Origin of the sequence: Mesorhizobium sp. M1328, from assembly GCF_040318075.1 — a bacterium.
GTDB lineage: Bacteria > Pseudomonadota > Alphaproteobacteria > Rhizobiales > Rhizobiaceae > Mesorhizobium.
This window is the reverse complement of the sequence record NZ_JAMYLO010000004.1, coordinates 158,423-181,807: the sequence shown is the minus strand read 5'-3', so window position 1 is coordinate 181,807 and position 23,385 is coordinate 158,423. Positions and strand designations below refer to the sequence as shown.

Annotated in this window: 22 protein-coding genes and 2 pseudogenes; 15 read left to right on the top strand and 9 right to left on the bottom strand. The window is 63.7% G+C overall.

Annotated elements, in window-relative coordinates; all coding sequences use genetic code 11:
- The first annotated feature begins 72 nt into the window (after positions 1–72).
- On the top strand, positions 73–456 hold the full coding sequence (locus tag NKH23_RS12225; protein ID WP_352636015.1) for a YybH family protein: 384 nt from the start codon (positions 73–75) through the stop codon (positions 454–456).
- A gap of 106 nt (positions 457–562) precedes the next feature.
- Here NKH23_RS12225 and NKH23_RS12220 read toward each other — a convergent pair.
- Positions 563–1,025, bottom strand: a pseudogene (locus NKH23_RS12220) (Lrp/AsnC family transcriptional regulator).
- Positions 1,026–1,184: 159 nt separating this feature from the next.
- Between NKH23_RS12220 and NKH23_RS12210 the strand changes: the two are divergent.
- Complete coding sequence (locus NKH23_RS12210) at positions 1,185–2,192, top strand: ornithine cyclodeaminase family protein (RefSeq protein ID WP_352913940.1); 1,008 nt, start codon at positions 1,185–1,187, stop codon at positions 2,190–2,192.
- 79 nt (positions 2,193–2,271) lie between these two features.
- On the opposite strand, the gene NKH23_RS12205 is transcribed toward NKH23_RS12210, so the two are convergent.
- Both NKH23_RS12205 and NKH23_RS12200 read right to left on the bottom strand, forming a co-directional pair.
- Complete coding sequence (locus NKH23_RS12205; RefSeq protein ID WP_292659762.1) at positions 2,272–3,204, bottom strand: dimethylarginine dimethylaminohydrolase family protein; 933 nt, start codon at positions 3,202–3,204, stop codon at positions 2,272–2,274.
- A 34-nt stretch (positions 3,205–3,238) separates the two neighbouring features.
- Positions 3,239–4,831: a zinc-binding metallopeptidase family protein gene (locus NKH23_RS12200; RefSeq protein ID WP_352977365.1), complete on the bottom strand. Its 1,593-nt coding sequence runs from the start codon at positions 4,829–4,831 to the stop codon at positions 3,239–3,241.
- Positions 4,832–4,906: 75 nt separating this feature from the next.
- On the opposite strand from NKH23_RS12200, the gene NKH23_RS12195 reads away from it, so the two are divergent.
- The 6 genes from NKH23_RS12195 to NKH23_RS12170 all read left to right on the top strand — a co-directional run bounded on the left by NKH23_RS12195 (position 4,907) and on the right by NKH23_RS12170 (position 10,363).
- Positions 4,907–5,794 carry a LysR substrate-binding domain-containing protein gene (locus NKH23_RS12195; protein ID WP_254819437.1) on the top strand — a complete coding sequence of 296 codons (888 nt, stop codon included), beginning with the start codon at positions 4,907–4,909 and terminating at the stop codon, positions 5,792–5,794.
- Between the two features lie 252 nt (positions 5,795–6,046).
- Positions 6,047–7,141, top strand: a complete 1,095-nt coding sequence (locus NKH23_RS12190) for an ABC transporter ATP-binding protein (RefSeq protein WP_353034696.1) — start codon at positions 6,047–6,049, stop codon at positions 7,139–7,141.
- Positions 7,142–7,208: 67 nt separating this feature from the next.
- Entirely contained in the window at positions 7,209–8,324 is a 1,116-nt protein-coding gene (locus NKH23_RS12185; RefSeq protein ID WP_352913934.1) for an ABC transporter substrate-binding protein, read from the top strand.
- 17 nt (positions 8,325–8,341) lie between these two features.
- Positions 8,342–9,175 (top strand): ABC transporter permease, encoded by an 834-nt coding sequence (locus NKH23_RS12180; RefSeq protein WP_352977336.1) that lies wholly within the window; start codon positions 8,342–8,344, stop codon positions 9,173–9,175.
- A gap of 4 nt (positions 9,176–9,179) precedes the next feature.
- On the top strand, positions 9,180–9,986 hold the full coding sequence (locus tag NKH23_RS12175) for an ABC transporter permease (RefSeq protein WP_352977335.1): 807 nt from the start codon (positions 9,180–9,182) through the stop codon (positions 9,984–9,986).
- An 89-nt stretch (positions 9,987–10,075) separates the two neighbouring features.
- Positions 10,076–10,363: a DUF982 domain-containing protein gene (locus tag NKH23_RS12170; protein ID WP_352977334.1), complete on the top strand. Its 288-nt coding sequence runs from the start codon at positions 10,076–10,078 to the stop codon at positions 10,361–10,363.
- Between the two features lie 41 nt (positions 10,364–10,404).
- Here NKH23_RS12170 and NKH23_RS12165 read toward each other — a convergent pair whose 3' ends face one another.
- The 5 genes from NKH23_RS12165 to NKH23_RS12145 all read right to left on the bottom strand — a co-directional run bounded on the left by NKH23_RS12165 (position 10,405) and on the right by NKH23_RS12145 (position 14,030).
- Complete coding sequence (locus tag NKH23_RS12165; RefSeq protein ID WP_352455430.1) at positions 10,405–10,713, bottom strand: HigA family addiction module antitoxin; 309 nt, start codon at positions 10,711–10,713, stop codon at positions 10,405–10,407.
- A gap of 26 nt (positions 10,714–10,739) precedes the next feature.
- A complete protein-coding gene (locus NKH23_RS12160) occupies positions 10,740–11,012 on the bottom strand; it encodes a type II toxin-antitoxin system RelE/ParE family toxin (protein WP_352977364.1) in 273 nt (90 codons plus the stop codon).
- Between the two features lie 152 nt (positions 11,013–11,164).
- Positions 11,165–12,232 (bottom strand): glycosyltransferase family 2 protein, encoded by a 1,068-nt coding sequence (locus tag NKH23_RS12155; protein ID WP_352977333.1) that lies wholly within the window; start codon positions 12,230–12,232, stop codon positions 11,165–11,167.
- A gap of 127 nt (positions 12,233–12,359) precedes the next feature.
- Positions 12,360–12,602, bottom strand: a complete 243-nt coding sequence (locus NKH23_RS12150; RefSeq protein WP_352718195.1) for a hypothetical protein — start codon at positions 12,600–12,602, stop codon at positions 12,360–12,362.
- A 96-nt stretch (positions 12,603–12,698) separates the two neighbouring features.
- The gene (locus NKH23_RS12145; RefSeq protein ID WP_352977332.1) at positions 12,699–14,030 is read right to left on the bottom strand and encodes a dicarboxylate/amino acid:cation symporter; all 1,332 of its coding nucleotides are present in this window, start codon (positions 14,028–14,030) and stop codon (positions 12,699–12,701) included.
- Between the two features lie 234 nt (positions 14,031–14,264).
- Between NKH23_RS12145 and NKH23_RS12140 the strand changes: the two genes are divergently transcribed.
- Positions 14,265–16,124 (top strand): sensor histidine kinase, encoded by a 1,860-nt coding sequence (locus tag NKH23_RS12140; RefSeq protein ID WP_352977331.1) that lies wholly within the window; start codon positions 14,265–14,267, stop codon positions 16,122–16,124.
- A gap of 6 nt (positions 16,125–16,130) precedes the next feature.
- Positions 16,131–17,486 (top strand): sigma-54-dependent transcriptional regulator, encoded by a 1,356-nt coding sequence (locus tag NKH23_RS12135; protein ID WP_352977330.1) that lies wholly within the window; start codon positions 16,131–16,133, stop codon positions 17,484–17,486.
- 30 nt (positions 17,487–17,516) lie between these two features.
- Here the strand turns inward: NKH23_RS12135 and NKH23_RS12130 are convergent.
- Positions 17,517–18,259, bottom strand: a pseudogene (locus NKH23_RS12130) (2OG-Fe(II) oxygenase).
- A gap of 163 nt (positions 18,260–18,422) precedes the next feature.
- Between NKH23_RS12130 and NKH23_RS12125 the strand changes: the two are divergent.
- From NKH23_RS12125 to NKH23_RS12105, 5 genes are all read left to right on the top strand, one after another.
- The gene (locus tag NKH23_RS12125) at positions 18,423–19,148 is read left to right on the top strand and encodes a 3-keto-5-aminohexanoate cleavage protein (RefSeq protein WP_352977328.1); all 726 of its coding nucleotides are present in this window, start codon (positions 18,423–18,425) and stop codon (positions 19,146–19,148) included.
- A gap of 215 nt (positions 19,149–19,363) precedes the next feature.
- Positions 19,364–20,407, top strand: coding sequence for an acyltransferase family protein (locus tag NKH23_RS12120; protein WP_352977327.1), 1,044 nt, complete (start codon positions 19,364–19,366; stop codon positions 20,405–20,407).
- 317 nt (positions 20,408–20,724) lie between these two features.
- A complete protein-coding gene (locus NKH23_RS12115) occupies positions 20,725–21,228 on the top strand; it encodes an Lrp/AsnC family transcriptional regulator (RefSeq protein ID WP_352467630.1) in 504 nt (167 codons plus the stop codon).
- A complete protein-coding gene (locus tag NKH23_RS12110) occupies positions 21,225–22,388 on the top strand; it encodes a saccharopine dehydrogenase family protein (protein WP_352977326.1) in 1,164 nt (387 codons plus the stop codon). Before NKH23_RS12115 ends, NKH23_RS12110 begins: the two co-directional genes overlap by 4 nt.
- A gap of 111 nt (positions 22,389–22,499) precedes the next feature.
- Positions 22,500–23,288: an ABC transporter substrate-binding protein gene (locus tag NKH23_RS12105; RefSeq protein ID WP_023720608.1), complete on the top strand. Its 789-nt coding sequence runs from the start codon at positions 22,500–22,502 to the stop codon at positions 23,286–23,288.
- Positions 23,289–23,385: the final 97 nt, after the last annotated feature.

Here is a 23,385-nt window from a genome sequence, read left to right as displayed (position 1 = left end):
TAAGCCCTATGTTTCGGCGAGGGAGGAGCGCCGTGCGCCATCGATGATGGCGCAATGCCAGGGAGGTAACGGATGACGGACGACGAAAAAGCAATCCGAAAGCTGGTCGGGACGTGGATGGATGCAAGCAAGCGTGGAGACATCGCGACCGTCCTCAGTTTAATGACGGACGACGCGATCTTCATGGTTCCCGGCAGGGAACCCTTCGACAAGGAGATCTTCGCGGCGGCCGCGCAGGAGACGGCCGGCGTTCATATCGACGGCACGAGCGATATCGTGGAACTACAGCTTCTCGGCAATTGGGCTTTCATCCGCAGCCGCATCGACATGACCGCGACCCCGCCGAATGGGGAGCCGGTCCATCGATCGGGATATGCGCTGACGCTCCTGCGCAAGGAGGCCGATGGTGCGTGGCGGCTCGCGCGCGACGCAAACTTGCTGACCGCGCAAGGCTAGAGCCGGTCTCCGGCATCTCTGCACCGGAAGGCGCGCCAGGGGGAGCGATAAGGTGGCGAAGATGCGTTCAAGGTCGCCCTGAACAGCATTCTCCTCCTCCATCTGATCACACCGGCAAGAGGGCATTCGGTTTGACATCGGCGATGGAGGCGAAAGTGTGTGTTTCGCGCACGCCGGGCAGAGGCAGAATAACCCGCTGCAGGAAATCCTGGAACACCGCCATTTCAGCGATCCGCGCCTTGACCAGATAATCGAAACCGCCAACCACCATATGGCACTCCAGAACCTCCGGGGCTTTCGCCACGGCTTCGGCGAAGCGGTCAAAGACATGCGGCGCCGTGTGGTCAAGCCGGACCTCGATGAACACCAGCGTTCCCCTGCCGACCTTGCGCGGATCGAGCATAGCCCTGACCGCTGTGATGAACCCGTCGCGGAACAGGCGCTTCACCCGCTGGCTGGTTCCGGTCGGCGACAGCCCGACACGCCCGGCAAGATCAAGCGTCGTCCGGCGCCCATCCTCCTGCAGCAGCCGGAGCAGGCTGCGGTCCTATCTGGTCGAGGTCGTCCATTTCACAATCCACTCTATCTCAGGGATTTATGTGCTGATTTCACGCAGAGATGCCAAAATCAACGTATTTCATCATATAAAACCTCGCAATAGCCTGCGTTTCCGGCACCCACTCAAAGCAGATGTGGTGAGCCGATTTCGACGAACACAGGAGTGCAGGATGACCAAGGAAGCGTTCAACCCAGCCGGCAAGAGTGCGGCGGAAATCAGCAAGGGAGCGACCGAAATCCTGGTGCTGAGCGAAGCCGACGTGATGGCGTGCATCGACCTCAGCCAGCTTCTCGATGTCCTGGAAGACGGCTTCAAGGCGCTGTCACAAGGCAAGGTCGTCAATCCACCCCGACCACAGCTCGACATCCCCGGAGCCGGCTACAGTCTCACCATGCCGGCCTGGATGGAGGGCATGAACCTGACCGTCAAGATCGTCAATGTCTTCGAAGCCAACCTGGCCAAGAACCTGCCCAGCCATCTCGCCACCATCAGCCTGTTCGATCCGCTGTCCGGCCTGCCGGTCTGCATCATGGATGGCACCTTCATAACCGCGGTGCGAACCTCCGGCTCCGCCGTGCTGTCGGTGCGCGCGCTTGCCCGCCGGGATGCCAGGATAGCGACAGTGATCGGCGCCGGCGTGCAGGCCAACCAACACCTGCATCTGTTGCCGCTGGTGCGCGACTTTGCCGAAATCCGGGTCGCTTCGAAGAGCTTCGACGATGCGGCAGCACTTGCCCGGCTGCATCCGTCGGTGGTGGCGGTCGCCGACCTCGAGGCGGCGGTGCGCAGTTCCGACGTGGTGTGCCTGGCGACCCACTCCTACCAGCCGGTGATCGACGCAGGCTGGGTCCAGCCGGGCACGCATGTCTCGTCGGTCGGGGTGGCGCCGCCCGGCGGAGAAATGCCGATCGAGCTCATCGGCAAATCCAGTCTTTTTGTCGAAACCAAGGATGCGTTCAAACCGACCCCGGTCGGTTCTTGCGAGCTTGCCGGCTTCGACCCGGATTTCGGCACCGAGCTTGGCGCCATGCTGCTCGACCGCGCGCCGGGTCGCGTTTCCAATCAACAAATCACCACCTACAAGGCGATGGGCATTGCGATGGAAGATATGGTCGCCGCCGATCTCGCCTATCGTTGCGCCAAGCGCCTGCGCAAGGGAAAGCTCATCGTGCTGTAGGCGCGTGCCGCGAGCCAGGCGGGATCGACCTTCCTGACAATGGCCCCTTCGCGGAAGCGGCCGGGCTAAAGGCGGCCTCTCAGGCCGGCTCGCGTTTCAATGCCTGCGCCATGCAGTGGATGCCGCCGCCGGTCTTCGAGATCTCGCTCATGTCGATGGCCGCGACCTCGAAGCCGCGCGCCTTGAGCTGGCCGATCAGCGTCTGGCTCGAGGTTGGCGCGATCACCCTGTCCTTGCCGAGCGACATGAAGTTGCAGCCGAGCGCCATCGTGTCCTGGAACGGCACGTCGATGATCTCGTGGCCCTTGCCCTTCAGCCAGTCGACGATGCCCGGCTCCGTACAAGCAAGGCAGACGGCGGTCAACTTTTCCGCAATCGGCACCACCATCAGGTCGATATGGACGTAATATTCGTCGATGAAGGCGATGCGGGTCTCCCAGCCCTCCTTGTCGAACCAGGCCTGCACCTGGCGCGCGCCCTCCTCCTGCGTGCGGGCGCCGCCGCAGCCGATCAGCACCACGCCATCCTCGATGACATTGAAGTCGCCGCCTTCGAAGGTGCCGGCGGTGACCATGTCGTAGATCGGAATGCCGAGCTTCTCATAGGTGCGGATCGCCGCGTAGTTCTCGCCGCGCCGCCACCACTGGGCCATGGCGGTGATGATGGCGCCGTAGGGCGTCATGACGCTGGAATCGCGCGAATAGACCTGCATCGGCAGCTCCGGCGTCGGCTCGTGCCAGTGGATGTTGACGCCGAAATGCTCATAGGCGGCGGCCAGGTCCTTGTGCTGCGCCTGCGCGATCTGGACGTTGCAAGGCGCCTCGCGCAGATGTTTTCGCGACAGCGAGCTGGTCGAGAGATGGCGCAGGAAATTCGGCGAGCCGAGCAGCACGTCGGTCAGCACATCGGTCTCGTTGGCGAAGCCCCAGGCGGTCAGCGGCTTGGTGCCGCCGGCCGGGTTGCGGCGCTGCAGCGAAAACGGCTCGGCGACGATGCGGTCATGGACGGTCATGGGGTTCTCCTCGTGAAGGGGGCGGCTTGGTTAATCATGCGGCTTGGTTGCCTGGTATCCACCAATCCCGTCCGCGCGGGGTGGTGACATATTCCGGCCAGCGAAAGCCGATCGGCGGCTCGTAGTCGCAGAGCGGCGCGATCCAGTTCGAGCCGCCGATACCACCGCCGGTGCGGGCGACGAATTCGTCCATCGCCGCGTCGCGCGCGGCCTCGTCTTCCAACAGGCGAAGTGCCGCGAGCGCGATGGTCTTTGCGGCGCAGATGACCATCGGGTCGATGGTCGCAGAAATGCCGCCCAGCGCATTCATCGCCCAGGCCGGATAGGCGTGACCATTCTCCGAGCGCAGTGCCGGGCGGGCGACATAGACCCTTGCCGTCGGCGTATGCCACGACATGTCGGTGTAGTCGTCTGAAGTCGAATTGAGCTGCGATGGCGGCAGATCGAGGCGAAGCAGCGCCTCGGCCGCCTGCGGCGCAATCAGCTGCTCCAGCTCGGCGATGAACGGCTCGACGGTTGCCTCGCCGCCGGCATTGACCTGGATTTCTCGGGCGATCGCCTTGGCCGTCTCGTCCCAGCGCGGCGGCCCGACAGCCGCCAGCGCGTCGAAGGCAATGCCGGCCATGACATGATTGGCCAGCCCCGGCCGCGACTTCGACACCCAGTGCCGCTCATGGCGGCAGCCGCTCATCCTGGCGGCGGCCTCCGCATTGCGGTCGAGCATGGCGGTCACCTGCTCGGCCATCGCAACCGTCGGCACGCGGATCATATACTGGATCTCGGCCAGCCCGGCCGGCAGATTGTCGGCGGTCGCCTGCCCGGCGGTCAGGATCGCCTCGCTGATCGACCAGCCGCCCTGATGCGGCAGCATGGAATCGCGCAGCGCCTTGGACGCCATGTACATCATCATGAGCGCGTCATTGGCGCCGGGCGCCCTGACCGCCGAATGCGCCTGCGGGATGGGCGCTGCGTTGCCTGCCGCCCTCGCCCAGTGTTCCGGCTCGTCGCAGATGAAGCGGTAGATCATCGCATAGGCCGCCCCGCAATGCGTGTCCCAGCGCGCCGTGTTGCACAGCGGCAGCATGTAGAAGGGATGGAAGGAGATCATGCCCGCCTGCCCATCGTAATAGCCCTTCGCGGCATGGATCGGCTTCGATCCCCTCACCTTCTCCGCCGGCTCGCCGGTGAAGCGCAGCGTGCCTGATATGCCGTGGCGCTGCATTGCCGCCTTGGTCGCCAGCAGCCCGCCGAGGCTGGCAATGCCGAGGCCGGAATGCGGATCGGTGTGGCCGCCGGCCTGTTCGCCGAGGCCCGGACGCGGTCGCTTCACCGTCGCCGCATCCTGGCAATTGCCTGGCACCGCGTCGTACTCGGCATACATGCCGATCGTCGGGCCGGTCCCATTGGTCCAGTGGGCGCAGAAGGCGGTCGGCATGCCGCCCGAGCCTTCCTCGACCGAAAAGCCTTCGTGCTTCAACTGCTCCACATACCAGGCCGCCGACTGGTATTCGCGCCAGGCGGTCTCGCCGAAGTCGAAGATGGTCCGCGTCCACGCCGACAGCGACGGCTGGATGTCGTCCAGACAGGCAAGCGCGGTCGCTTGCGCCGAGGTCACCGGTTTCTCCATGGCGGAAAGAAAGCAGTGAAGCGCCCCGCCAAAAAGTGATATGTTTTCCCGGCTCATGCAAATTCGGTTCACCTCTTGCGAATTCCCTCCACTCAAGCGCTGCGCGCCCTCGACAGTTTTGCCCGCCATGGCAGCGTCTGGCGCGCCGCCGACGAACTGCATCTGACCCGCAGCGCAGTCAGCCATCAGCTTCGCCTGCTCGAACGCGATCTCGGCTTCGACCTGCTCGAGCGCATCGGCAAGGGCGTAGCGCTCACCCCGCGCGGCCAGCGCTATGCCAGCGATGTGCGCAAGGCGCTGACGGTGTTGGGTGACGCGGTGACGCGCCATGCCGGCACCGGCGTCGGCGGCTCGTTCAGTGTCAGTTGCACCCCTGGCTTCGCCTCGCTTTTCCTGTGCACTCACATAGGCGAATTCCGGCAGATGTATCCCGACGTCGCGCTGCGCATCCTGACGCCGCGCCGCCTCGATGACGTCAGCAATGCCGAGGCCGACGCTTTCATCGCCTTTGGCGTCGGCAACTGGCCGAACCGCGCGGTCGAGCTGTTGTGCGAAATCTCGTTCACGCCGCTGTGCAGCCCCACCCTGCTCAACAAGATCGGCGGCTTCTCCAAGCCGGCAGACGTGTTGCGCGCAAATCTCCTGCATCTCGGTGACACCGAGGACTGGGCGCGCTGGCTGGCGCTGTCCAAGGTCGAGAACCCCGACCCGGAAGGCGGCATCTTCTTTTCCGATATGAACCTGGTCTTTTCGGCGGCGATCGCCGGCCAGGGCATCGCCATGGGCGACGAGCTGACCAGCGGCCGGGCACTGAGCGAAGGCCGGCTGGTCCGCCCCTTCGACATAGCGATCAACTCCCCGCGCTCGTATTTTCTGGTTTCCGAGCACGCCAAGGCGGCGCATCCGGTGCTGGAGGCGTTTGGGAGATGGCTGAGGTCGAAGCTGTCCGAGAACCAGCGTTAATCTCCCCCCTCAGGGGGGAGATGGCCGCGAAGCGGCCAGAGGGGGTGGGTCTAACTGGGCTCGGCCTGCTGCTGCAGAGGAGGTTGGCACTTCAAGCGAAGCGACCCCCTCTGTCGCCTTCGGCGACATCTCCCCCTTGAGGGGGGAGATTGGCGCATAGATGAATCAAATTTGCCGATCAGGCGAAAACTATTCGGTTGCGGTGAGCCGCCGCCCTGCCTACGATTTCGCCTACGCTAAGGAAAGGGCAGGATGCAGCAACCCGGCCGGGCCGCAGAGATCAAGGCAATCGGGATCGGCAAGAGCTTCGGCTCGTTCCGTGCGCTGGACGATCTGACGCTCGATATCGGCCGTGGCGAGTTCCTCACCCTGCTCGGCCCCTCCGGTTCCGGCAAGACCACCTTCCTGATGATCCTTGCCGGCTTCATTCAGCCGACCGACGGTCGCCTTTACAGCGACGGCGTCGATATCACAGAGCGGCCGGCCGAGCAGCGCGCCGCCGGCACGGTGTTCCAGGGCTACGCGCTGTTCCCGCATATGAGCGTCGAGGCCAACATTGCCTTCCCACTCAAGGTGCGCAAGAAATCGGCGGCCGAGATCAAGCGCCGCGTCGGCGAAATGATCGAGCGCGTCGGGCTCAAGGGCCACGAGAAGAAACTGCCGTCGCAATTGTCCGGTGGCCAGCAGCAGCGGGTCGCGCTGGCGCGGGCGCTGGTGTTCGAGCCTGGTGTGCTTTTGCTCGACGAGCCGTTTTCGGCGCTCGACAAGGGCCTGCGCGGGCAGATGCAGGCCGAGATGAAGCGGCTGCACCAGGAGACCGGCACCACCTTCGTCTTCGTCACCCATGACCAGAGCGAGGCGCTGGCGTTGTCGTCGCGCGTCGCGATCTTCAACCATGGCAAATTGCTGCAGGTCGGCGCACCGGACGAGGTCTACGACCGGCCGGACAACCGCTTCGTCGCCGAGTTCCTCGGCGAGATCAACATGCTGCCGCTGAAGGGCGTGCGCCCGGCCGACAATGGCTCGACGGGCGTCTGCGAAGACCGCGCCATCAGCATGCGCTGCAAGGCCGAGAAGGTCCGTGGCGACGCCATCCTGGCGATCCGGCCCGAATACATGTCGATCGCGCCGGAAGCGGCAGCGGGCGAGAACGGCATTGCCGCAACTGCCGTCGCCTCGACCTATCTTGGCGCTGCGACGCGGCTTGATCTGACGACGCGCCAGGGCGCCAAGGTGACGGTGTCGGTGCCGAACGAGGTCGCCGCCTCCGCACTCAGCAAGGGCAATTCCGTCTGGCTGACATGGCCGGCGGAAAAGGGTTTCCTCCTTCCGGACGGAGGACAATGACGATCAGCGTGGCGAATTCGCCACGCTGACTTTCGGGAAATATCAACGACAAAAAAGGGGAACTGACATGACAAACCAAACCAAGAAAAATTCCATCGAGGCGCTATCCGCCAGGGCAGTGCGCGGCGAGATCTCGCGCCGGCAGTTCACGCAGCTGGCAGGGCTGGTGCTGGCCGGCACGCCGATGCTGCTGCGCTCGACCGGCGCCTTTGCCGCGGCGAAGGAACTGGTGCTGGTCAACTGGGGCGGCGACGCCATCACCGCCTATGATGCCGCTTACGGTCAGGCCTTCACCAAAGAGACCGGCATTGTCGTCAAGATGGATGGCTCCGGCCCGACCGAAGGCGCGATCGCGGCGCAGTTCAAGAGCGGCGCCCCGACCTGGGACCTGGTCGACGTCGACCCGTTCTCAGCGATCACGCTCGGCGCCCAAGGCATGCTCGAGCCGATCGACTATGCGATCGTCGACAAGAAGAAGATGCGCGAGGGCTTCGGCTGGGAATACGCCGCCTCGACCTATTTCTTCTCCTATGTCATCGCCTACGATGCCGAGAAATACGGCAGCCAGGCACCGACCGGCATGGCCGACTTCTTCGACGTGGCAAAATTCCCCGGCAAGCGCTCGCTCTACAAATGGGGCGTGTCGAGTTGGGAAGCGGCACTGCTTGCCGACGGCATCGCGCCGGCCTCGCTCTACCCGCTCGACCTCAAGCGCGCGCATGACAAGATCGCCGCCTTCAAGGAGAACGTCGTCGCCTATTGGGGTGGCGGCGCCGAAAGCCAGAGTGTGCTGCTCAATGGCGAGGCCTCGATGGCCATCGTCTGGTCGACCCGGGCTTCGCTCATCGAGCAGGATTCCGGCGGCAAGATCAAGTTCATCTGGGACCAGGGCCTGATCTCGCCCGGCGCGCTCGCCGTGCTCAAGGGCAATCCCGGCGGCAAGGACGCGGCGATGAAGTTCATCGCCAGCACGCAGGACCCGGAGAAGGAACTCATCATGTTCGAAAAGCTCGGCCAGGGTCCGGCCAATCCGGCCGCCGACGCGCTGATCCCCGCCGACAAGAAGCGCATCAACCCCGTCGATCCCGAGAACATGAAGAAGCAGATACCGCTCGACATGGATTGGTACGCCAAGAACTACGGGGCGGCACTCGACGAATACACGAAGATCATCTCCGCCTGACAAGCCGGGATAACCGGATGAGAGCATACCTCTCCGACAGGATGGGCGCGGCGCTGTTGATGACGCCGCTGCTCCTCTTTCTTGTGCTGGCTTACGCCTGGCCATTCCTCGGCGTGGTCAAATGGAGTTTTACGCTGCCCACGCCGGGGCTGGGGCAGTACAATGCGCTGCTCACGGATCAGTTGGTGCAGTCGGTCTTCATCCGCACGCTGCGTATCGCCGCGATCGTGACGATCGTTTCGGTTGCCGCCGCCTACGCCATCACCGTTGTCTGGGTGCGCGGCACGCCGGTGCAGCACGTCGTGGCCGAGTTCTGCATCCTGGTGCCGTTCTGGATCTCGGTGCTGACCCGCGCCTTCGGCTGGGTGGCGCTTTTGTCCAATCGCGGCCTGATCAACACCTGGCTGCAGGCGGTCGGCTTCATCTCGGAGCCGCTGGCGCTGGTGCGCAACGAGTTCGGCGTTATCGTCGGCATGACGCATTTCCTCATCCCCTTCGCCGTGTTTCCGCTGGCCTCTTCGATGCGCAGCCTCGATGACCGTGTGCTGCTGGCGGCGCGCGGCCTCGGCTCCAGCCGCATGCGCACCTTCTGGTCGGTGTTCGTGCCGATGACCCGCTCCGGCATCATCGGCTCGGCGCTGATCGTTTTCGTCTTTTCGCTCGGCTTCTTCGTCACGCCGGCGATCCTCGGCGGCGGCCGTAGCGTGATGATCGCCGAGCTGATCTATCTCCGCATCTTCCAGAGCCCGGACTGGGGCCTGGGCGCTGCGATCAGCGTGGTGCTGGTGCTGTTCGTCGGCGCGCTGATGGCGCTGCTGTTCCGCTATGTCAGACCAAAGCAATTGGTGTAGCGCGATGCCGACCTATCGCCCCGGTCCCGTCTCACTGGTCCTCGCCGCCCTGGTCGCGCTGTTCCTGCTGCTGCCGCTGCTCGCCGTTATTCCGGTGTCGCTGACGCCGAGCCGCATGCTGGCGATGCCGTCCGGCGAATTGTCGCTGCGCCATTACCGGGCGCTGATCGAGGATCCGCGCTGGATCAATTCGATCCTGCTCTCGATCAGGATCGGCGTCGTCAGCAGCGCCTTTTCCACGGTGCTGGCGCTGTGCTTCAGCCTCGGCGTCTGGATGTTCCAGCCGCGCTTCACCGCCGCTCTCGTCGGCTTCGTGCTGCTGCCGATGGTGGTGCCGCCGGTGGTCTCGGCAATCACGCTCTACTTCCTGCTGACCTCGATCTCGGGCTTCTCGTCGTTCTTCGGCTATGACACCTGGCTCGGTGTCGCCATGGCACATGCGGTGATGACGGTGCCCTTCGCCACGGTGCTGATCCTGGTGTCGCTCAGCCAGCTCGACCGCCGCATCGATCTTGCCGCCCGCGGCCTCGGCGCCACCGTGTGGGAACGCGCCACCCGCATCATCATGCCCAACATCAAGTTCGGCATCGTCACCGCGGCACTGCTCTCTTTCGTGCTGTCCTGGGAAGAGATCGGCGTCACCCTGTTCATCACCTCGGTTAACGCCATCACGCTGCCGCGCTTGATGTGGATGGGCCTGCGCGACAACATCGACCCGGCGATCGCCGCACTTTCGGTGATCCTGATCGTCATCACCGTGCTGGTGCTTGTGGCGCGCAGCCTCGTGGTCAGGCTGCGCGCAGCGCAGTGAGGGCCGCCTCACGCCGTGGTGACTGGCGCGAATGAAACCTTGCGCTACGATTTTCGTTATAGGTAGTTCAACACGTCGAAGGCTTCGCCATGAACCAAGGATGGTTTTCCAAGCCGGTTGCGGTTGCGGTCGGCATCGTGGGAGATATCCGCAACATTTCCAACGCACGGCAGGCTGTCGAATTGCTGGAAGCCCACTGGCGTGACGCCGGCAGCGCCAAACACGGCTTGGCACTGCGCACATGCCGCCGCGCCATGAGCGACGACCGCTGGACCGAAGCCGCTAGGGATGCGTTCGTCGAGGCCGCGCGGGAGGCGCATGTCCTGGTCGAGCGAGCCGTTGAACCGCAGGACCGGTCCAGGCAGGCGGGACCGTGATCGATTTGTGAGCCTCGGTGTTTGGCGGATTTTATTGCATCTCAGGCAGCATGGAGCCTTGGAATGGCGCTGACGTCGACCTCGCGCTCCGCGTGCCACGCATCGTAAGCGGCCTGCATCCTGAGCCAGATCGCGGCGCCGTCGCCGAACATCTTTCCAAGACGCGCCGCGACGGCCGGCGACACCGGCTTCTTTTCGCGGATAATATCGTAGAGCTGCTGGCGCGAGATTCCGAGCAGATTGGCGATTTCCACCTTGGTCTTTCCGGTTGCCGGGATAATGTCGTCGAGCAGCGCCCCAGGGTGGGATGGGCAGCGCTCCATCGGACGCATCGGCTCATACACGCTCATAATCGATTTCTCCAATCTAAGCCGTCTCAATGGTATAAATCGACGCGGGCGGCATCATTGGCGTCGAATTCGAATGTGATGCACCACGGCCCGTTGACATGCACCGTGTAGCGGGTCGGGTCGAAGCCCTTCAAAGCGTGGAAGTCGAAGCCGGGCAGGTCCATGTCATCAGGCCTTTCCGAGACTTCCAAACGGTCAAGCCGGACAAGGATGCGCTTATGCATCTTAGCGTCGATCTTCCCGGTCTTTCCGGTTTGAAAGAGGTCCGCCAGCGCCTTGTGCTTGAACGACTTGATCATACGACATGTAAGCATATTGCTTACACGGGTCAAGCAGGTGTAAGCAAATAATTTACAGAATGGTCCGAGCCCATCGGAGGCCATAACTACGCCCGCTGGACGCTGGGCCGGGCCAGCCGAATACCTGCGGACCTATGTCACGGCATCATCCGCTAACCCATGGCGTGGCGGATGGTCTTGGACAGGCGGCTCAAAAATGCCGGTCTGGACGATGCGTCAAGCTTCCACGACAGCACCGCCGTGGCCATTTTCCGCGGCAACACACCGACCGACAGGAACCAGGCGGCAAGGATGGCGCGCCGTCGCAGGGACGCGGTCATTTCGAGGCTGGCGACGGCGCCGGCCGCCCCGAGCGCCAGCCGGGAATCGTCGGCTACGGGGTGTCGGTCTCTGTCCGCGCAAAGCGACGCCAGCCGCTCTTCCAGGTGGACCGGATCGTGGCGGACGGCATCCGACGGCACGATGGTCAGGCCGATCCCGGAGGCCTGGTCGGACAGCGCCTGCATGCGGCGGAAATCGTGGGTTACCCGCCAGCGTGCCCGCTCGGCGAGCTTTTCACCGAAGACCGAATGGTTGGCGCCATGGATCCGGTAGGCGCCGAGGCATTCGTCGATCGATTGGACGTGCCCGTACATAGGCGCCAGCGTTGCAAGATAGCCGTCGGCGCCCTGGCGGAACTCCGGCTCCGGGATGGGCATGATCGATTCCAGCGTTGCGCGGTCGAACGCCAACCCGCTGGTCACGGTCGTCTGATAGCGGCCTTTGTGCAGCAATTTCGGCATCACGTCGCCGCTGTCGAAAGGCAGTTCGGGCGGCGGAAAGACATCTTTGATGCGTTGCCCCTCGTCGACAATATGCAGTCTGGACTGGACCTGAGCGGTTGCCTCGTCCCAGGTGTCGACAATGGTGGAGACGGCGGTTGGATAAAGATAATCGTCGGCGTCGAGGAACAGGACGATCTTGCCCGAGCTCGCCGCAAAGCCGGTGTTGAACGCCGCCGCGTGTCCGCCATTTTGTGCTCGCGGGCATGCGAGTATCTCGTCGCGATAGGATTCCATGATCGTCGTGGAATTGTCCTGCGATGCATCGTCGACGACGATGACCTCGACATCCGCGTAGTCCTGATCGAGGGCGCTGTCGATGCTGCGTTTGAGGAACCGCGCATAGTTGTAGTTCGGGATGATGATGGATACCGGAATCCTGTTTTGGACAGACTGCATCGCGTTTGACCTCGCATCTTGCTTTGGTTCGGCAAAGGCCCTCATGGCCTGCCCCCTCTTCAAGCGCCCTCTTGGCGCGCAACGAGTTCCCCGGGGAAAAAGCTTGCGCTTTCCACGAGGAGACGGGTCACGTTTCGCTTTGCGACTTCGTATTGAGGCCGCCATTGCCTTCGAGGCCTGCTGCCATGGTCAGGGTCGGCGGCAGCAAAAGCTCCGACGATTTCGGCAAGGATGAGTCGCAACCGAGCCCGACGGAAATGTCTCGCCTCGCGATCAGGTCGGGAGCGAAGCGGACGGGTGCCATGAAGGCATGGCGGATACTGGCCTTCAAATGCGGCTGGAACAAGCCCCGCGTCGAAAACAGGGCCACTTCAGGTTGCGTTCAGGCGGCATGCCGCGACCGCCGGTGCTTTTGCCCCGGAGCCGGCGAACCGGCTCCGGGCTTACAGTCATGTGGCCTAAACAGTCAGGCGGCCTGCAACCCCGGCATCGACAGGTCGACTTCCTCCGGCAAGTCGCCAGCCATGGCGGCGGCAAACTTCGTCTGGTCGAGTTCTCCCTCCCAGCGCGCCACCACCACCGTCGCCACCGCATTGCCGATGAAGTTGGTCAGAGCCCGGCACTCCGACATGAAGCGGTCGACGCCGAGGATCAGCGCCATGCCGGCGACCGGCACGGTGGGTACGACCGAGAGCGTCGCCGCCAGGGTGATGAAGCCGGCGCCGGTGATGCCGGCGGCACCCTTGGAGCTCAGCATGGCGACGGCGAGCAGCAAGATCTGGTCGCCGTAGGTGAGCGGCGTGTCGGTCGCCTGCGCGATGAACAGCGCCGCCAGCGTCATGTAGATGTTGGTGCCGTCGAGATTGAAGGAATAGCCGGTCGGGATGACCAGGCCGACCACCGAGCGGTTGCAGCCGGCGCGCTCCATCTTGGCCATCAGGCCCGGCAATGCCGCTTCCGAGGACGAAGTGCCGAGCACCAGCAGCAGTTCTTCCTTGATGTAGCGGATCAGCGCCAGGATCGAGAAGCCGTTGTAGCGGGCGACCGCGCCGAGCACCACCAGCACGAACAGCAGCGCGGTCAGGTAGAACGTGCCGATCAGCATGGCGAGATTGGCGATCGAGCCGATGCCGTATTTGCCGATGGTGAAGGCCATGGCGCCGAAGGCGCCGATCGGCGCGGCCTTCATCAGGATGGCGACGAGGCGGAAGATCGGCGTGGTCAGCGCCTGCAGGAAATCGACGACCGGACGGCCGCGATCGCCGACCAGCGCCAGGGCGACACCGAACAGCACCGAGAAGAACAGCACCTGCAGGATGTCGCCCTGCGCGAAGGCGCCGGTGATGGTGTCGGGGATGATGTTCATCAGGAAGCCGACGATGGTTGTGTCGTGCGCCTTCTCGGCATAGGCCGTCACCTTGGTGGTATCGAGCGTGGCCGGATTGATGTGCATGCCGGCGCCGGGCTGGACGACATTGGAGACGACCAGGCCGACGACCAGCGCCAGCGTCGAGAACACCAGGAAATAGATCATCGCCTTGCCGGCGACGCGGCCGACCTTCTGCAAGTCGGAAACGCCGGCGATACCGGTCGCCACCGTCAGGAAGATCACCGGCGCGATCACCATCTTCACCAGCTTGATGAAGGCGTCGCCGAACGGCTTCATCGCCTCGCCGGTTTCCGGATAGAAATGGCCGAGCAGCACGCCGGCGGCGATCGCCGCCAGCACCTGCACATAAAGATGCCGGTATAAGGGAAGTTTGCCGCGCGGCTCGGCGGCAGCGATTGCTGTCTGCATGACGTCCTCCATGGCGCCCCGATCGAAAGCTCGACTCCCCGGGGCAGTTGTTTGACCAGCAGCCTCGCGACTGCTGAATTCGTTTCTGCAACAGCCGTGCCAGATACGCAGAAGAGTTTTCATCATTGATTTTGTTGAGCATTCGCAAACGTCCGCACTGCTGGACACCTGGCCAAGTGCGACTCTCCGCATAGGTCGAATTGTGTTTTGTGCGAGTTCATGCACAAATGGGCGATGCTGCAACGCCCCGCCGGTGCCTTGTCTTCGACGCCCGAGCAACTCGCCAGGCGCGCGCGCCGAGCCTGGTTGCTGTTTGCGGCCGTCGCCCTGCTGATGGTCACGGCAGCGCTCCACGGCGCCGGCCTTTACGGCCGCACCGCCGAGGTCGGAACCCTGGCGGCGCAGGGGCGTACCGACGCCAATCTGAAGGTCGCGCTGCTGCGCGCCGTGCTCGAAAGCCCGCGCGCCCTACCCCTGCTTTTGTCCGCAGACCAGCAAGTGCGTGACGCGCTGTCGCAGGAAAATGCCGCGGCAATCGATGTGCTGAACCGCAAGCTCGAGGGGCTGGTCTCCGGCACCAAGGCGTCGGTGCTCTATGTCATCGGCACCGACGGACTGGCGATCGCCTCCAGCAACTGGCGCGAGCCGATCAGCTTCGTCGGCAATGACTACCGTTTTCGCGATTATTTCTCCGGCGCAATGCAGGCCGGAACCGCCGAATATTTTGCACTCGGCAATGTCAGCAAGCGTCCCGGCCTCTACATTTCGCGGCGCGTCGGCGACACAGGCGCACCGCTCGGCGTCGTCGTCGTCAAGATGGAGTTCGACCAGCTCGAAGCCGACTGGCGCGAGGCGAACCGCCCGGCTTATGTCAGCGACGAGAATGGTGTCGTGCTGATCACCAGCGTGCCGTCCTGGCGCTTCATGACAACCGCACAGCTGGCCGCTCCCAAGCAGGCCGCAATTCGCGACAGCCAACAGTTCGGCGACGCGCCGCTTGTGCCGTTGCCGATCATGCACCCGCGGGCGCTCAGCCCGGATGTGTCGATCGTTCACGCGATGACGCCCGGCGGCAGCGACGCGGAGTATCTCAGCCTTTCCACGCCGGTTCCTTCGACCCCCTGGCGGCTCGACTATCTGATTCCGGCTGAAGCGCCGATCGCCGCTGCCGTCCGCGAAATGCGGCTTCTTGCGCTCGGCGTCGTCGTCCCGCTGCTCGGTCTGGCCGCGTACCTCTTGTGGCGCCGGCAGTCGGCGCAGATGCGGATTGCCGCCGAACAGGCGGCCCGCACCGAGCTCGAACGCCGCGTCGTCGAACGGACCGAGGATTTGAGCCGCGCCCGCGACCGGCTGCAGGCCGAGATATCAGACCACCGCAGCACGGAAGCCAAGCTCCAAATCGTGCAGCAGGATCTGGTCCAGGCCAACCGCCTCGCCATCCTCGGCCAGGTCGCCGCCGGCGTCGCCCATGAGATCAACCAGCCGGTCGCCACCATCCGCGCCTATGCCGACAATGCCCGCACTTTCCTCGACCGTAAGCAGACCGGGCCGGCCGAGGAAAACCTCGGCGCCATCGCAGCCCTTACCGAACGCATCGGCTCAATCACCGAGGAGTTGAAGGCATTTGCCCGCAAGGGCCGCACCGCCGCCGAGCCTATCGAATTGCGGGGTGTCATCGAGGGCGCGGTCGTGCTCTTGAGAAGCCGCTTTGCCGGCCGGCTCGACGCATTGGCCATCGACCTGCCGCCGCCGAGCCTCAAGGTCATGGGCAATCGGGTGCGGCTCGAACAGGTGCTGATCAACCTCTTCCAGAACGCGCTAGAGGCGCTCGACGGCCGCGACGACGCTCATGTGCAGGTATCGGTCGAAGAGACCGCCGACGGCGTGACGGTCGCCGTGTCCGACAACGGACCGGGCATTCCGCCAGGGATCCTCAAATCGCTGTTCACGCCGTTCAACACTTCCAAGGAAAAAGGCCTTGGCCTTGGCCTCGTCATCTCGAAGGACATCGTCGCCGATTATGGCGGCCGCATCGACGTTTCGAGCGACGACAGCGGCACCCGCTTCACCATTCATCTCCAGACAGCAGCGTAAGCCATCATGACGAACGACAATGCCGCGCCGGTAATCCTGATCGACGACGACCGCGATCTCCTCAAGGCCACCGCGCAGACGCTGGAGCTTGCCGGCTTCTCGGTCTCGGCCTTTGCGGTGGCGGCCGAGGCGCTGGCCGGGCTCGACGCCGATTTTGCCGGCGTCGTGGTGTCCGATATCCGCATGCCTCAGATCGACGGCTTGCAGCTTTTCAACCGTGTCCTGCGGCTGGATGCGGACATTCCGGTCATCCTCGTCACCGGCCACGGCGACATCGCCATGGCCGTCAAGGCGATCAAGGACGGCGCCTACGACTTCATCACAAAGCCCTTCGCCGCCGACCGGCTGGTGCAGAGCGTGCGTCGCGCGGCGGAAAAGCGCCGCCTGGTGATGGAGAACCGGGCCCTGCGCGAGGCGGCCGGAGAGGCGCAGGACGGCCTGCCGCTGATCGGCCAGACACCGGCGATGGAAAGGTTGCGCCGCACGCTACGCCAGATCGCCGACACCGATGTCGATGTGCTGGTGACTGGTGAGACCGGCTCCGGCAAGGAGGTGGTAGCCAGTCTTCTGCATCGCTGGAGCCGCCGCGCCAGGGGCAATTTCGTTGCGCTGAATTGCGGTACGCTGCCGGAGACGGTCATCGAGAGCGAGTTGTTCGGCCATGAGGCCGGCGCCTTCACCGGCGCACAGAAGAAACGGATCGGCCGCATCGAGCACGCCAGCGGCGGCACGCTGTTCCTCGACGAGATCGAAAGCATGCCGGTCTCGACACAGGTGCAGATGCTGCGCGTCTTGGAAATGCGCGAGGTCACTCCGCTCGGCACCAACGAGGTGCGGCCAGTCGACCTGCGCGTCGTCGCCGCCGCCAAGGTCGATCTCGGCGATCCGCGCCAGCGCGGCGCTTTCCGCGAGGACCTCTATTACCGGCTCAACGTGGTGACGATCTCGATCCCGCCGCTGCGCGAGCGCCGCGAAGATGTCGCCCTGCTGTTCTTCTATTTCGCCGAGCGCGCCGCCGCCCGCTTCCATCGTCCGGTGCCGGCAGTGCCGGCGACGGTGCATCGCCATCTGAGCGACCATGACTGGCCGGGCAATGTGCGCGAACTGGCGCATTTCGCCGAGCGGTTTGTGCTTGGATTGGAGGAAGGCGCCGAAGCACAACCCCCTGCCCCGACCCAACCGAACACCGCAATGAAGCTGCCGGAGCGGCTGGAGCGCTACGAGGCCGACATCATCCGCGAGACGCTTGGCCGCAACGACGGCGACGTCAGGCGCACGATCGAAGCGTTGGGAATTCCGCGCAAGACCTTCTACGACAAGCTCCAGCGCCACGGCATCGTGCGCAGCGATTTTTCCAGGTAATCGCCGCCGGGCCTTGACCGGACGGCTCGGCTATTTGGCGTCGTGGAAGATGATGCCGACGGTGTGGCGCATGCCGGAGCGAAGCCGGCTGACGCCGTGCCTGAGATTGACGCGGTAATTGCCCTTGCTGCCCTGGACCGGTCGATTGTGGACCGCGAAGGCGACCGCATCGCCCTGGCGCAGCGGCACCACCTCGGCGCGGCTTTGCATGCGCGGACGTTGCTCGGTCAGCACGAACTCGCCGCCGGTGAAATCCTTGCCGGGTTCGGACAACAGGATCGCCACCTGCAGCGGGAACGCCAGATCGCCATAGAGATCCTGATGCAGGCAATTGAAGTCGCCGGGAATGTATTGCAGCAGGAGCGGCGTCGGCCGCGTCTGGCCCTGCTCGTGGCATTGCTTGAGGAACGCGGCGTGTTCGTCGGGGTAGCGCTGCGCGATACCCATGCGCGCGTTCCAGTCGTTGGCGACCGCGGCCAGGCGCGGATAGAGCGCGGTGCGCAAGCCGCCGATCAAGTCGGGCAAGGGATAGCGGAAATAGCGGTACTCGCCCTTCCGAAGCCGTGCCGCGCCATGTGCACATGGCTGCGGAAATGGCTCTCGTCCGAATAAAGTCCGGCAATCTGCCGGCACTCCTGCGGCGTCAGCAGCTTTTCCATCACCGCGCAGCCATAGCCGCTCAGCTCATCGGCCAGCTTCCGCCAGTCATATCCGGCAACGCGCGCCTCCGCGGATTTCACCGCCGCTTTCGAACCGATCGAGTGGATGGTCATGGCTTCGCCTCCTGTGGCTTCTCTGTCATTTGAGATGGGTGAAACGGCGCGCGCGGACCACCCGTTTCTTGCCGGGTGAACTTCGCGGGATGGGACATCATCCAATTTCCGATTTCGTTGTCGTGCGCTAAACTTGTTCCACTTCAACGGGGCCGCCACCTCCATGATCGTCCAGACCTGCATCAATGGCGCGCGCAGCGCCGATTTCCACCCGCAACTGCCGCTTGATCCCGAAGCCATGGCGCGCGACGGCGCGACCTGCGTCGCCGCCGGTGCCGCCGAACTGCATGTTCATGCCCGCGGGCTGGACGGCCGCGAAAGTCTTGCGCCGGCGACGATGGACCAGACTGTGCTAGCGCTCCGCCGCGCGTGCCCGGGGACGCTGATCGGCGTGTCGACGGGTGCCTGGATCGAGAACGACGACGAGCGGACGCTGGCCGCGATCGCCGGCTGGAGCGAGCTGCCCGACTACGCCTCGGTCAATCTCAGCGAAGACGCCGCGCCCGTCGTGATGGACCGTCTGCGCCAGCGCGGCATTGGCATCGAGGCCGGGCTCGCCTCGGTCGCCGATGCCGAGCGCCTGGTGAGCCTCGACCACGGCAACCGCGTGCTGCGCATCCTGATCGAAATCTCCGAGCAGGAGCCGGACGCTGCGCTGGAGATCAGCGACGATATCGCCGCCGTGCTCGACGGCGCCGGAATGCGCCGGGCGATCCTGCTGCACGGCGCCGACGCCACGGTCTGGCCGTTCGTGCACCGGGCGGCGGCGCGTGGTTGGTCGACGCGTGTCGGACTGGAAGACGGCAAGGAGCTTCCTGATGGAACGGTAGCATCCGGCAACGCTGCGCTGACAGCGGCAGCCGTCGCCATCTTCGAGGCCAGCCGTTAGCGCGGGGAAGCGTTGATGACGGCCAATCTCCTCTTCACGGGGAGATGCCAAGTTTTTGGCAACGAGGCAGGACAAAGTCGGGCGAGCCCAAGTGTGGCCGCGCGCTAATTTCAGTAAAACTTATCTAAAACTTTATGTATTAATTAAACCAGCAGTTAATCAGCACACCAACGATCACGTGTGTTAAAGCTCTCCCGCACCGGGGACCATTTTTGATGAACATCATTCCACAGAATGATCACGCTGCGCCGCGTCGGGTTCAACAATATACATCGATACAGGTCCTGCGCGGGCTAGCAGCCCTCATGGTTGTTATCTATCATCTTCCGGCCGCACTGGGCATGCTCGATCTGCGTATTCCCGTTCTAAACAGTGGCGTCGACCTGTTTTTCGTCATCAGTGGTTTTGTCATGATTCTCTCGACGGAGAACAGACGTCGCGACCACCGAGCATTTTTGATGCAGCGGTTCACGCGCGTCGTTCCGTTCTATTGGGTCATGACCTTCCTCATGGTCGCCGCACTTTGGTTGTTTGCCGGTCATGCAGTGTCTCTTGAGCAGATCAGCAATAGCCTGCTTTTCATACCCTATCTCGATACGGTCACAGGCTATGTCCAACCGGTGCTTGGGGTGGGTTGGACGCTCAATCTGGAAATCCTGTTTTACATTCTGTTCGCGGCGACTATGCGTTTTGGCAGGTTGACGCAAATGGCCGCGGTCGGCGTTGTCTTTGCAATCGCCGTGGCGGCGCGCATCATCTTCAAACCCGCCGCCGACACTGTGCTGTTTTTCTATACCACGCCAATCCTGTTTGAGTTCCTAGCCGGCATGGCTCTCGGCCACCTGGTCGGCAGACTGGCGCGTTTGCCTGCCGTCCCGGGTGTCTCGGCAATCGTGTTCGCCATCGTGTCCATGCTGGTGATGGTACTTGGCTTCAACTTGCCGCGAACCCTTGCTCAGGGAATCCCGGCGTTGATCCTTGTCGCGGGTTGCATCAGCCTGGAAAGCTACTTCCGGCTTTTTGCTCCTCGCGTGCTGGCAAGGTTAGGTGATGCTTCCTACTCTCTCTATCTGACCCATCCTATCGTGCTGCTTGCGACCGCTCCTGTTGTTGCAAGCGTCAGCGTATTACCATGGCTTGCAGGCATGGTTATTGTCGCAACCTGCATTGCCGTCTCCCTGGCCAGCTACGTTCTTGTTGAAAAGCCGCTTTTGGCCATTTCGCGGATGAGCCTTTCCGCCCGTCACGTGAAGGCATGAGTTGCGGCTGCGCCCCGCAGAACGACGCTGTCCCGCCAACCTTAAACCGGCGGCGCTGAACCTTCAAAAGATCCGGAAACAAAAACCCGCCTCGGGAGGACGGGTCGTTGGAGCCAATTGGCACCATACCTAAATTAGTAGCATAGCTGCCGGCACAAAGCAAGAACAAAATGTGGCGTCATCGACGAAACTGCCGACAGGCACAGGGGCACCGCGGATGACATGGCTCTTGCCGTTGTTAAAAATTCCTCATAAGGTAATTTTCATATCCGAAATAAAATCCCATCGTTTCTTTCCCTTTATGAAAGCCTGAGCGTTTGCGGGAACATCTCGATCAGACCGACCGGCGACTGGTCAAGCTGCTGTCGCAGGACGCGCAGCTTGGCGTCAACCGCCTCGCCGAGAAGATGGCGATCTCGGTGCCGACGGTGCGCATGCGGCTGCGTAACCTGCTCGACCGCAACCTGCTCAAGATCGTCGGGCTGCTCAACCTGACCGAACGCCCCGAGCTGATCTCGGCGATCGTCGGTATCAACGCGCAAGGGCGCGGCCGGGCGCGAGAACTGGCGCAGCGCATCTCGGAATTGCCTTTCGTGAATTCGGCCGCCGTCGTCACCGGGCGCTTCGACATCATCGTCGACGTAACCGTGGCCGGCGATGTCGCCGATCTCTACCGCGTCACCAGCGAGCTGATCCCCGGCGCCGGCGAGCCGGGCGAAGTCGTGCGCAGCGAGACCTTCGTCGTCATGGCGTCCTGCAACAAATGGGTCAGCCTGCCGGAAGGCTGCTGGTCGGACGATACGCGGAAGGAAATGGCATGAAGATCGCGGTTCTCGGCGGCCTCGGCCTGCAAGGCCGGGCGGCGATCGCTGACCTCGTTGCCAGCGACGGCGTCGAGCAAGTGGTCTGCGTCGACACTGCAACCGACGGCGCTGCGCGGCTTGGCGGCCTTACCGACCTTGCCCGGGTGCGTTTTGTCGTGCCGGAGGGCGCGATCGGTCCGGTGCTGGCCGATGTGATGAAGGACATCGACGCGGTCATCGACCTGTTGCCGCAGCCGCTGATGCGCGAGGCGGTGCAGGCGGCGATCGCGACGCGCACGCCGCTGGTCACCACCAATTACGGCAAGACCATCGCCGATCTGGCGCTAGAGGCCGAAAAGGCTGGCGTGTCGATCGTGACCGAATGCGGGCTCGACCCCGGCATCGACCTTGTGCTCTACGCGCGCGCCGCAAGCCAGTTCGACACCATCACCGCGATCGATTCCTACTGCGGCGGCATTCCCGAACCGAGGGCGGTGGTCGAGCCGCTGCACTATAAGGTGAGCTGGAATTTCGACATGGTTCTGGTCAGCCAGAACCGCGACAGCGTGCTGGTCGAGGACGGCAAACGGGTCGATGTGCCGGCCGCCCGCCAGCACGACAATCGCTTCATCCACGAGATCGAGGTGGCGGGGCTGGGCAGGCTGGAAGCCTTCCCCAATGGCGACGCGCCGCATTATGCCGGCATGCTCGCCGCCGCCAAGGGGCTGCAGCGCTCCGGCCGCTATTCGCTGCGCTGGCCGGGCTGGTCGGCGTTCTGGGCGCCGCTGAAGCAGCTCGGCTTCCTGTCCGAGGACAAGGTGCCCGGCACCGGCGTCAGCCCACGCGAATTTCTCGGCCGGCTGCTTGGCCCGCAACTGCAATATGGCGCCGATGAGAAGGACCTTTGCGTCATGCGCAACGTCTTTGTCGGCAGCGAAGGCGGCCGCCGCAAGACGGTGACCTCGGAGCTGGTCATCGAACGCGACCTCGCCTCCGGCCTGTTCGGCATGAGCCTCGGCGTCGGCTATCCCGCCAGCATCGTGGCGCAGATGCTGGCACGGCGCGAGATCGCCGCGCCCGGCCTGCTCAATCCGCTGCTGCATGTGCCCGATGGCCGCTTCCTCGATGAACTGGCAAGGCGCGGCATCAAGGTCGCCGAAACGGTGAGCTGGGACTGAAGGATTTTCGAACGGTGGTCGCCGCCGGCAACGGCGCTGCCGCTCAAAAAGCACCTCGATGGGGTGAAACAACAAGTGGAACAACAAACGACAACAAGGAGGAATGCCCAAATGAAGATTGCCAAGCTTTTCATCGCCGGACTTGCGCTCGCCGGCCTCACCGCCGCCGCCAGTGCCGGAACCCTCGACGAGATCACCAAGCGCGGCGAGTTGCGCGTTGCGGTGCAGACGCAAGGACCGCCCTTCTCGCTGGTCGGCGCCGCCGGCGAGCGCACCGGCAGTTCGGTCGAACTCGCCGAACTGATGGCCAAGGAAATGGGCGTCAAGATCACCTTCCTCGACTTCGACTGGGATGGCCTGATCCCGGCGCTGCTGTCGGGCAAGGCCGATCTTCTGGTCGCCGACATGACGCCGACGCTGGCGCGTGGCATGAAGGTCGCCTTCACCAAGCCTTACATGTACACGGGCAGCACCGTCTTCACCAAGGCTGGGACCGCCTTCAAATCCACCGAGGACTGCAAGGCCAAGGGCACCAAGATCGCGGTGCTGCTCGGCGCCACCGGCGAGAAGGAAGCCAAGGCCGCCTTCCCCGATGCCGACATCAAGAGCTACAAGGGCGGCGGCCCGCTGCTGCTCGACGCAGTCAACAACGGCCAGGCCGATTGCGGCGTCAACGACGTCTCGGCGGTCAAGGGCCAGTCGACCGCTTATCCGGCCGGCAGCTTCATCATCATGCCGGACATGCTGTCGAAGGAGCCGCTGGCCTTCGCCACGCGCTATGACGAGCAGGACCTGCTGACCTGGATGAACCTGTTCCTCGACCAGGTCAGCCTAGACGGCCGCCTGCAGAAGAACCTCGACTACTGGGTCAATTCCGACGCCTGGAAGAAGGATCACTGAGTAGAGGGAATAGTGAATAGTGAATAGTGAGTAGGGATCAGTAAGCGCTATTCGCTATTCGCTACTCACTACTCACTACTCACCATTCACCATTCAC

What these genes read in the sequence shown, in the direction of transcription:
- NKH23_RS12145 (WP_352977332.1), bottom strand. Translation starts at nt 14,030, where the DNA reads ATGCAGACAGCAATCGCTGCCGCCGAGCCGCGCGGCAAACTTCCCTTA.
- NKH23_RS12225 (WP_352636015.1), top strand. Translation starts at nt 73, where the DNA reads ATGACGGACGACGAAAAAGCAATCCGAAAGCTGGTCGGGACGTGGATG.
- NKH23_RS12205 (WP_292659762.1), bottom strand. Translation starts at nt 3,204, where the DNA reads ATGACCGTCCATGACCGCATCGTCGCCGAGCCGTTTTCGCTGCAGCGC.
- NKH23_RS12110 (WP_352977326.1), top strand. Translation starts at nt 21,225, where the DNA reads ATGAAGATCGCGGTTCTCGGCGGCCTCGGCCTGCAAGGCCGGGCGGCG.
- NKH23_RS12170 (WP_352977334.1), top strand. Translation starts at nt 10,076, where the DNA reads ATGAACCAAGGATGGTTTTCCAAGCCGGTTGCGGTTGCGGTCGGCATC.
- NKH23_RS12125 (WP_352977328.1), top strand. Translation starts at nt 18,423, where the DNA reads ATGATCGTCCAGACCTGCATCAATGGCGCGCGCAGCGCCGATTTCCAC.
- NKH23_RS12190 (WP_353034696.1), top strand. Translation starts at nt 6,047, where the DNA reads ATGCAGCAACCCGGCCGGGCCGCAGAGATCAAGGCAATCGGGATCGGC.
- NKH23_RS12175 (WP_352977335.1), top strand. Translation starts at nt 9,180, where the DNA reads ATGCCGACCTATCGCCCCGGTCCCGTCTCACTGGTCCTCGCCGCCCTG.
- NKH23_RS12185 (WP_352913934.1), top strand. Translation starts at nt 7,209, where the DNA reads ATGACAAACCAAACCAAGAAAAATTCCATCGAGGCGCTATCCGCCAGG.
- NKH23_RS12200 (WP_352977365.1), bottom strand. Translation starts at nt 4,831, where the DNA reads ATGGAGAAACCGGTGACCTCGGCGCAAGCGACCGCGCTTGCCTGTCTG.
- NKH23_RS12165 (WP_352455430.1), bottom strand. Translation starts at nt 10,713, where the DNA reads ATGAGCGTGTATGAGCCGATGCGTCCGATGGAGCGCTGCCCATCCCAC.
- NKH23_RS12210 (WP_352913940.1), top strand. Translation starts at nt 1,185, where the DNA reads ATGACCAAGGAAGCGTTCAACCCAGCCGGCAAGAGTGCGGCGGAAATC.
- NKH23_RS12160 (WP_352977364.1), bottom strand. Translation starts at nt 11,012, where the DNA reads ATGATCAAGTCGTTCAAGCACAAGGCGCTGGCGGACCTCTTTCAAACC.
- NKH23_RS12180 (WP_352977336.1), top strand. Translation starts at nt 8,342, where the DNA reads ATGAGAGCATACCTCTCCGACAGGATGGGCGCGGCGCTGTTGATGACG.
- NKH23_RS12120 (WP_352977327.1), top strand. Translation starts at nt 19,364, where the DNA reads ATGAACATCATTCCACAGAATGATCACGCTGCGCCGCGTCGGGTTCAA.
- NKH23_RS12155 (WP_352977333.1), bottom strand. Translation starts at nt 12,232, where the DNA reads ATGCAGTCTGTCCAAAACAGGATTCCGGTATCCATCATCATCCCGAAC.
- NKH23_RS12135 (WP_352977330.1), top strand. Translation starts at nt 16,131, where the DNA reads ATGACGAACGACAATGCCGCGCCGGTAATCCTGATCGACGACGACCGC.
- NKH23_RS12140 (WP_352977331.1), top strand. Translation starts at nt 14,265, where the DNA reads ATGCTGCAACGCCCCGCCGGTGCCTTGTCTTCGACGCCCGAGCAACTC.
- NKH23_RS12105 (WP_023720608.1), top strand. Translation starts at nt 22,500, where the DNA reads ATGAAGATTGCCAAGCTTTTCATCGCCGGACTTGCGCTCGCCGGCCTC.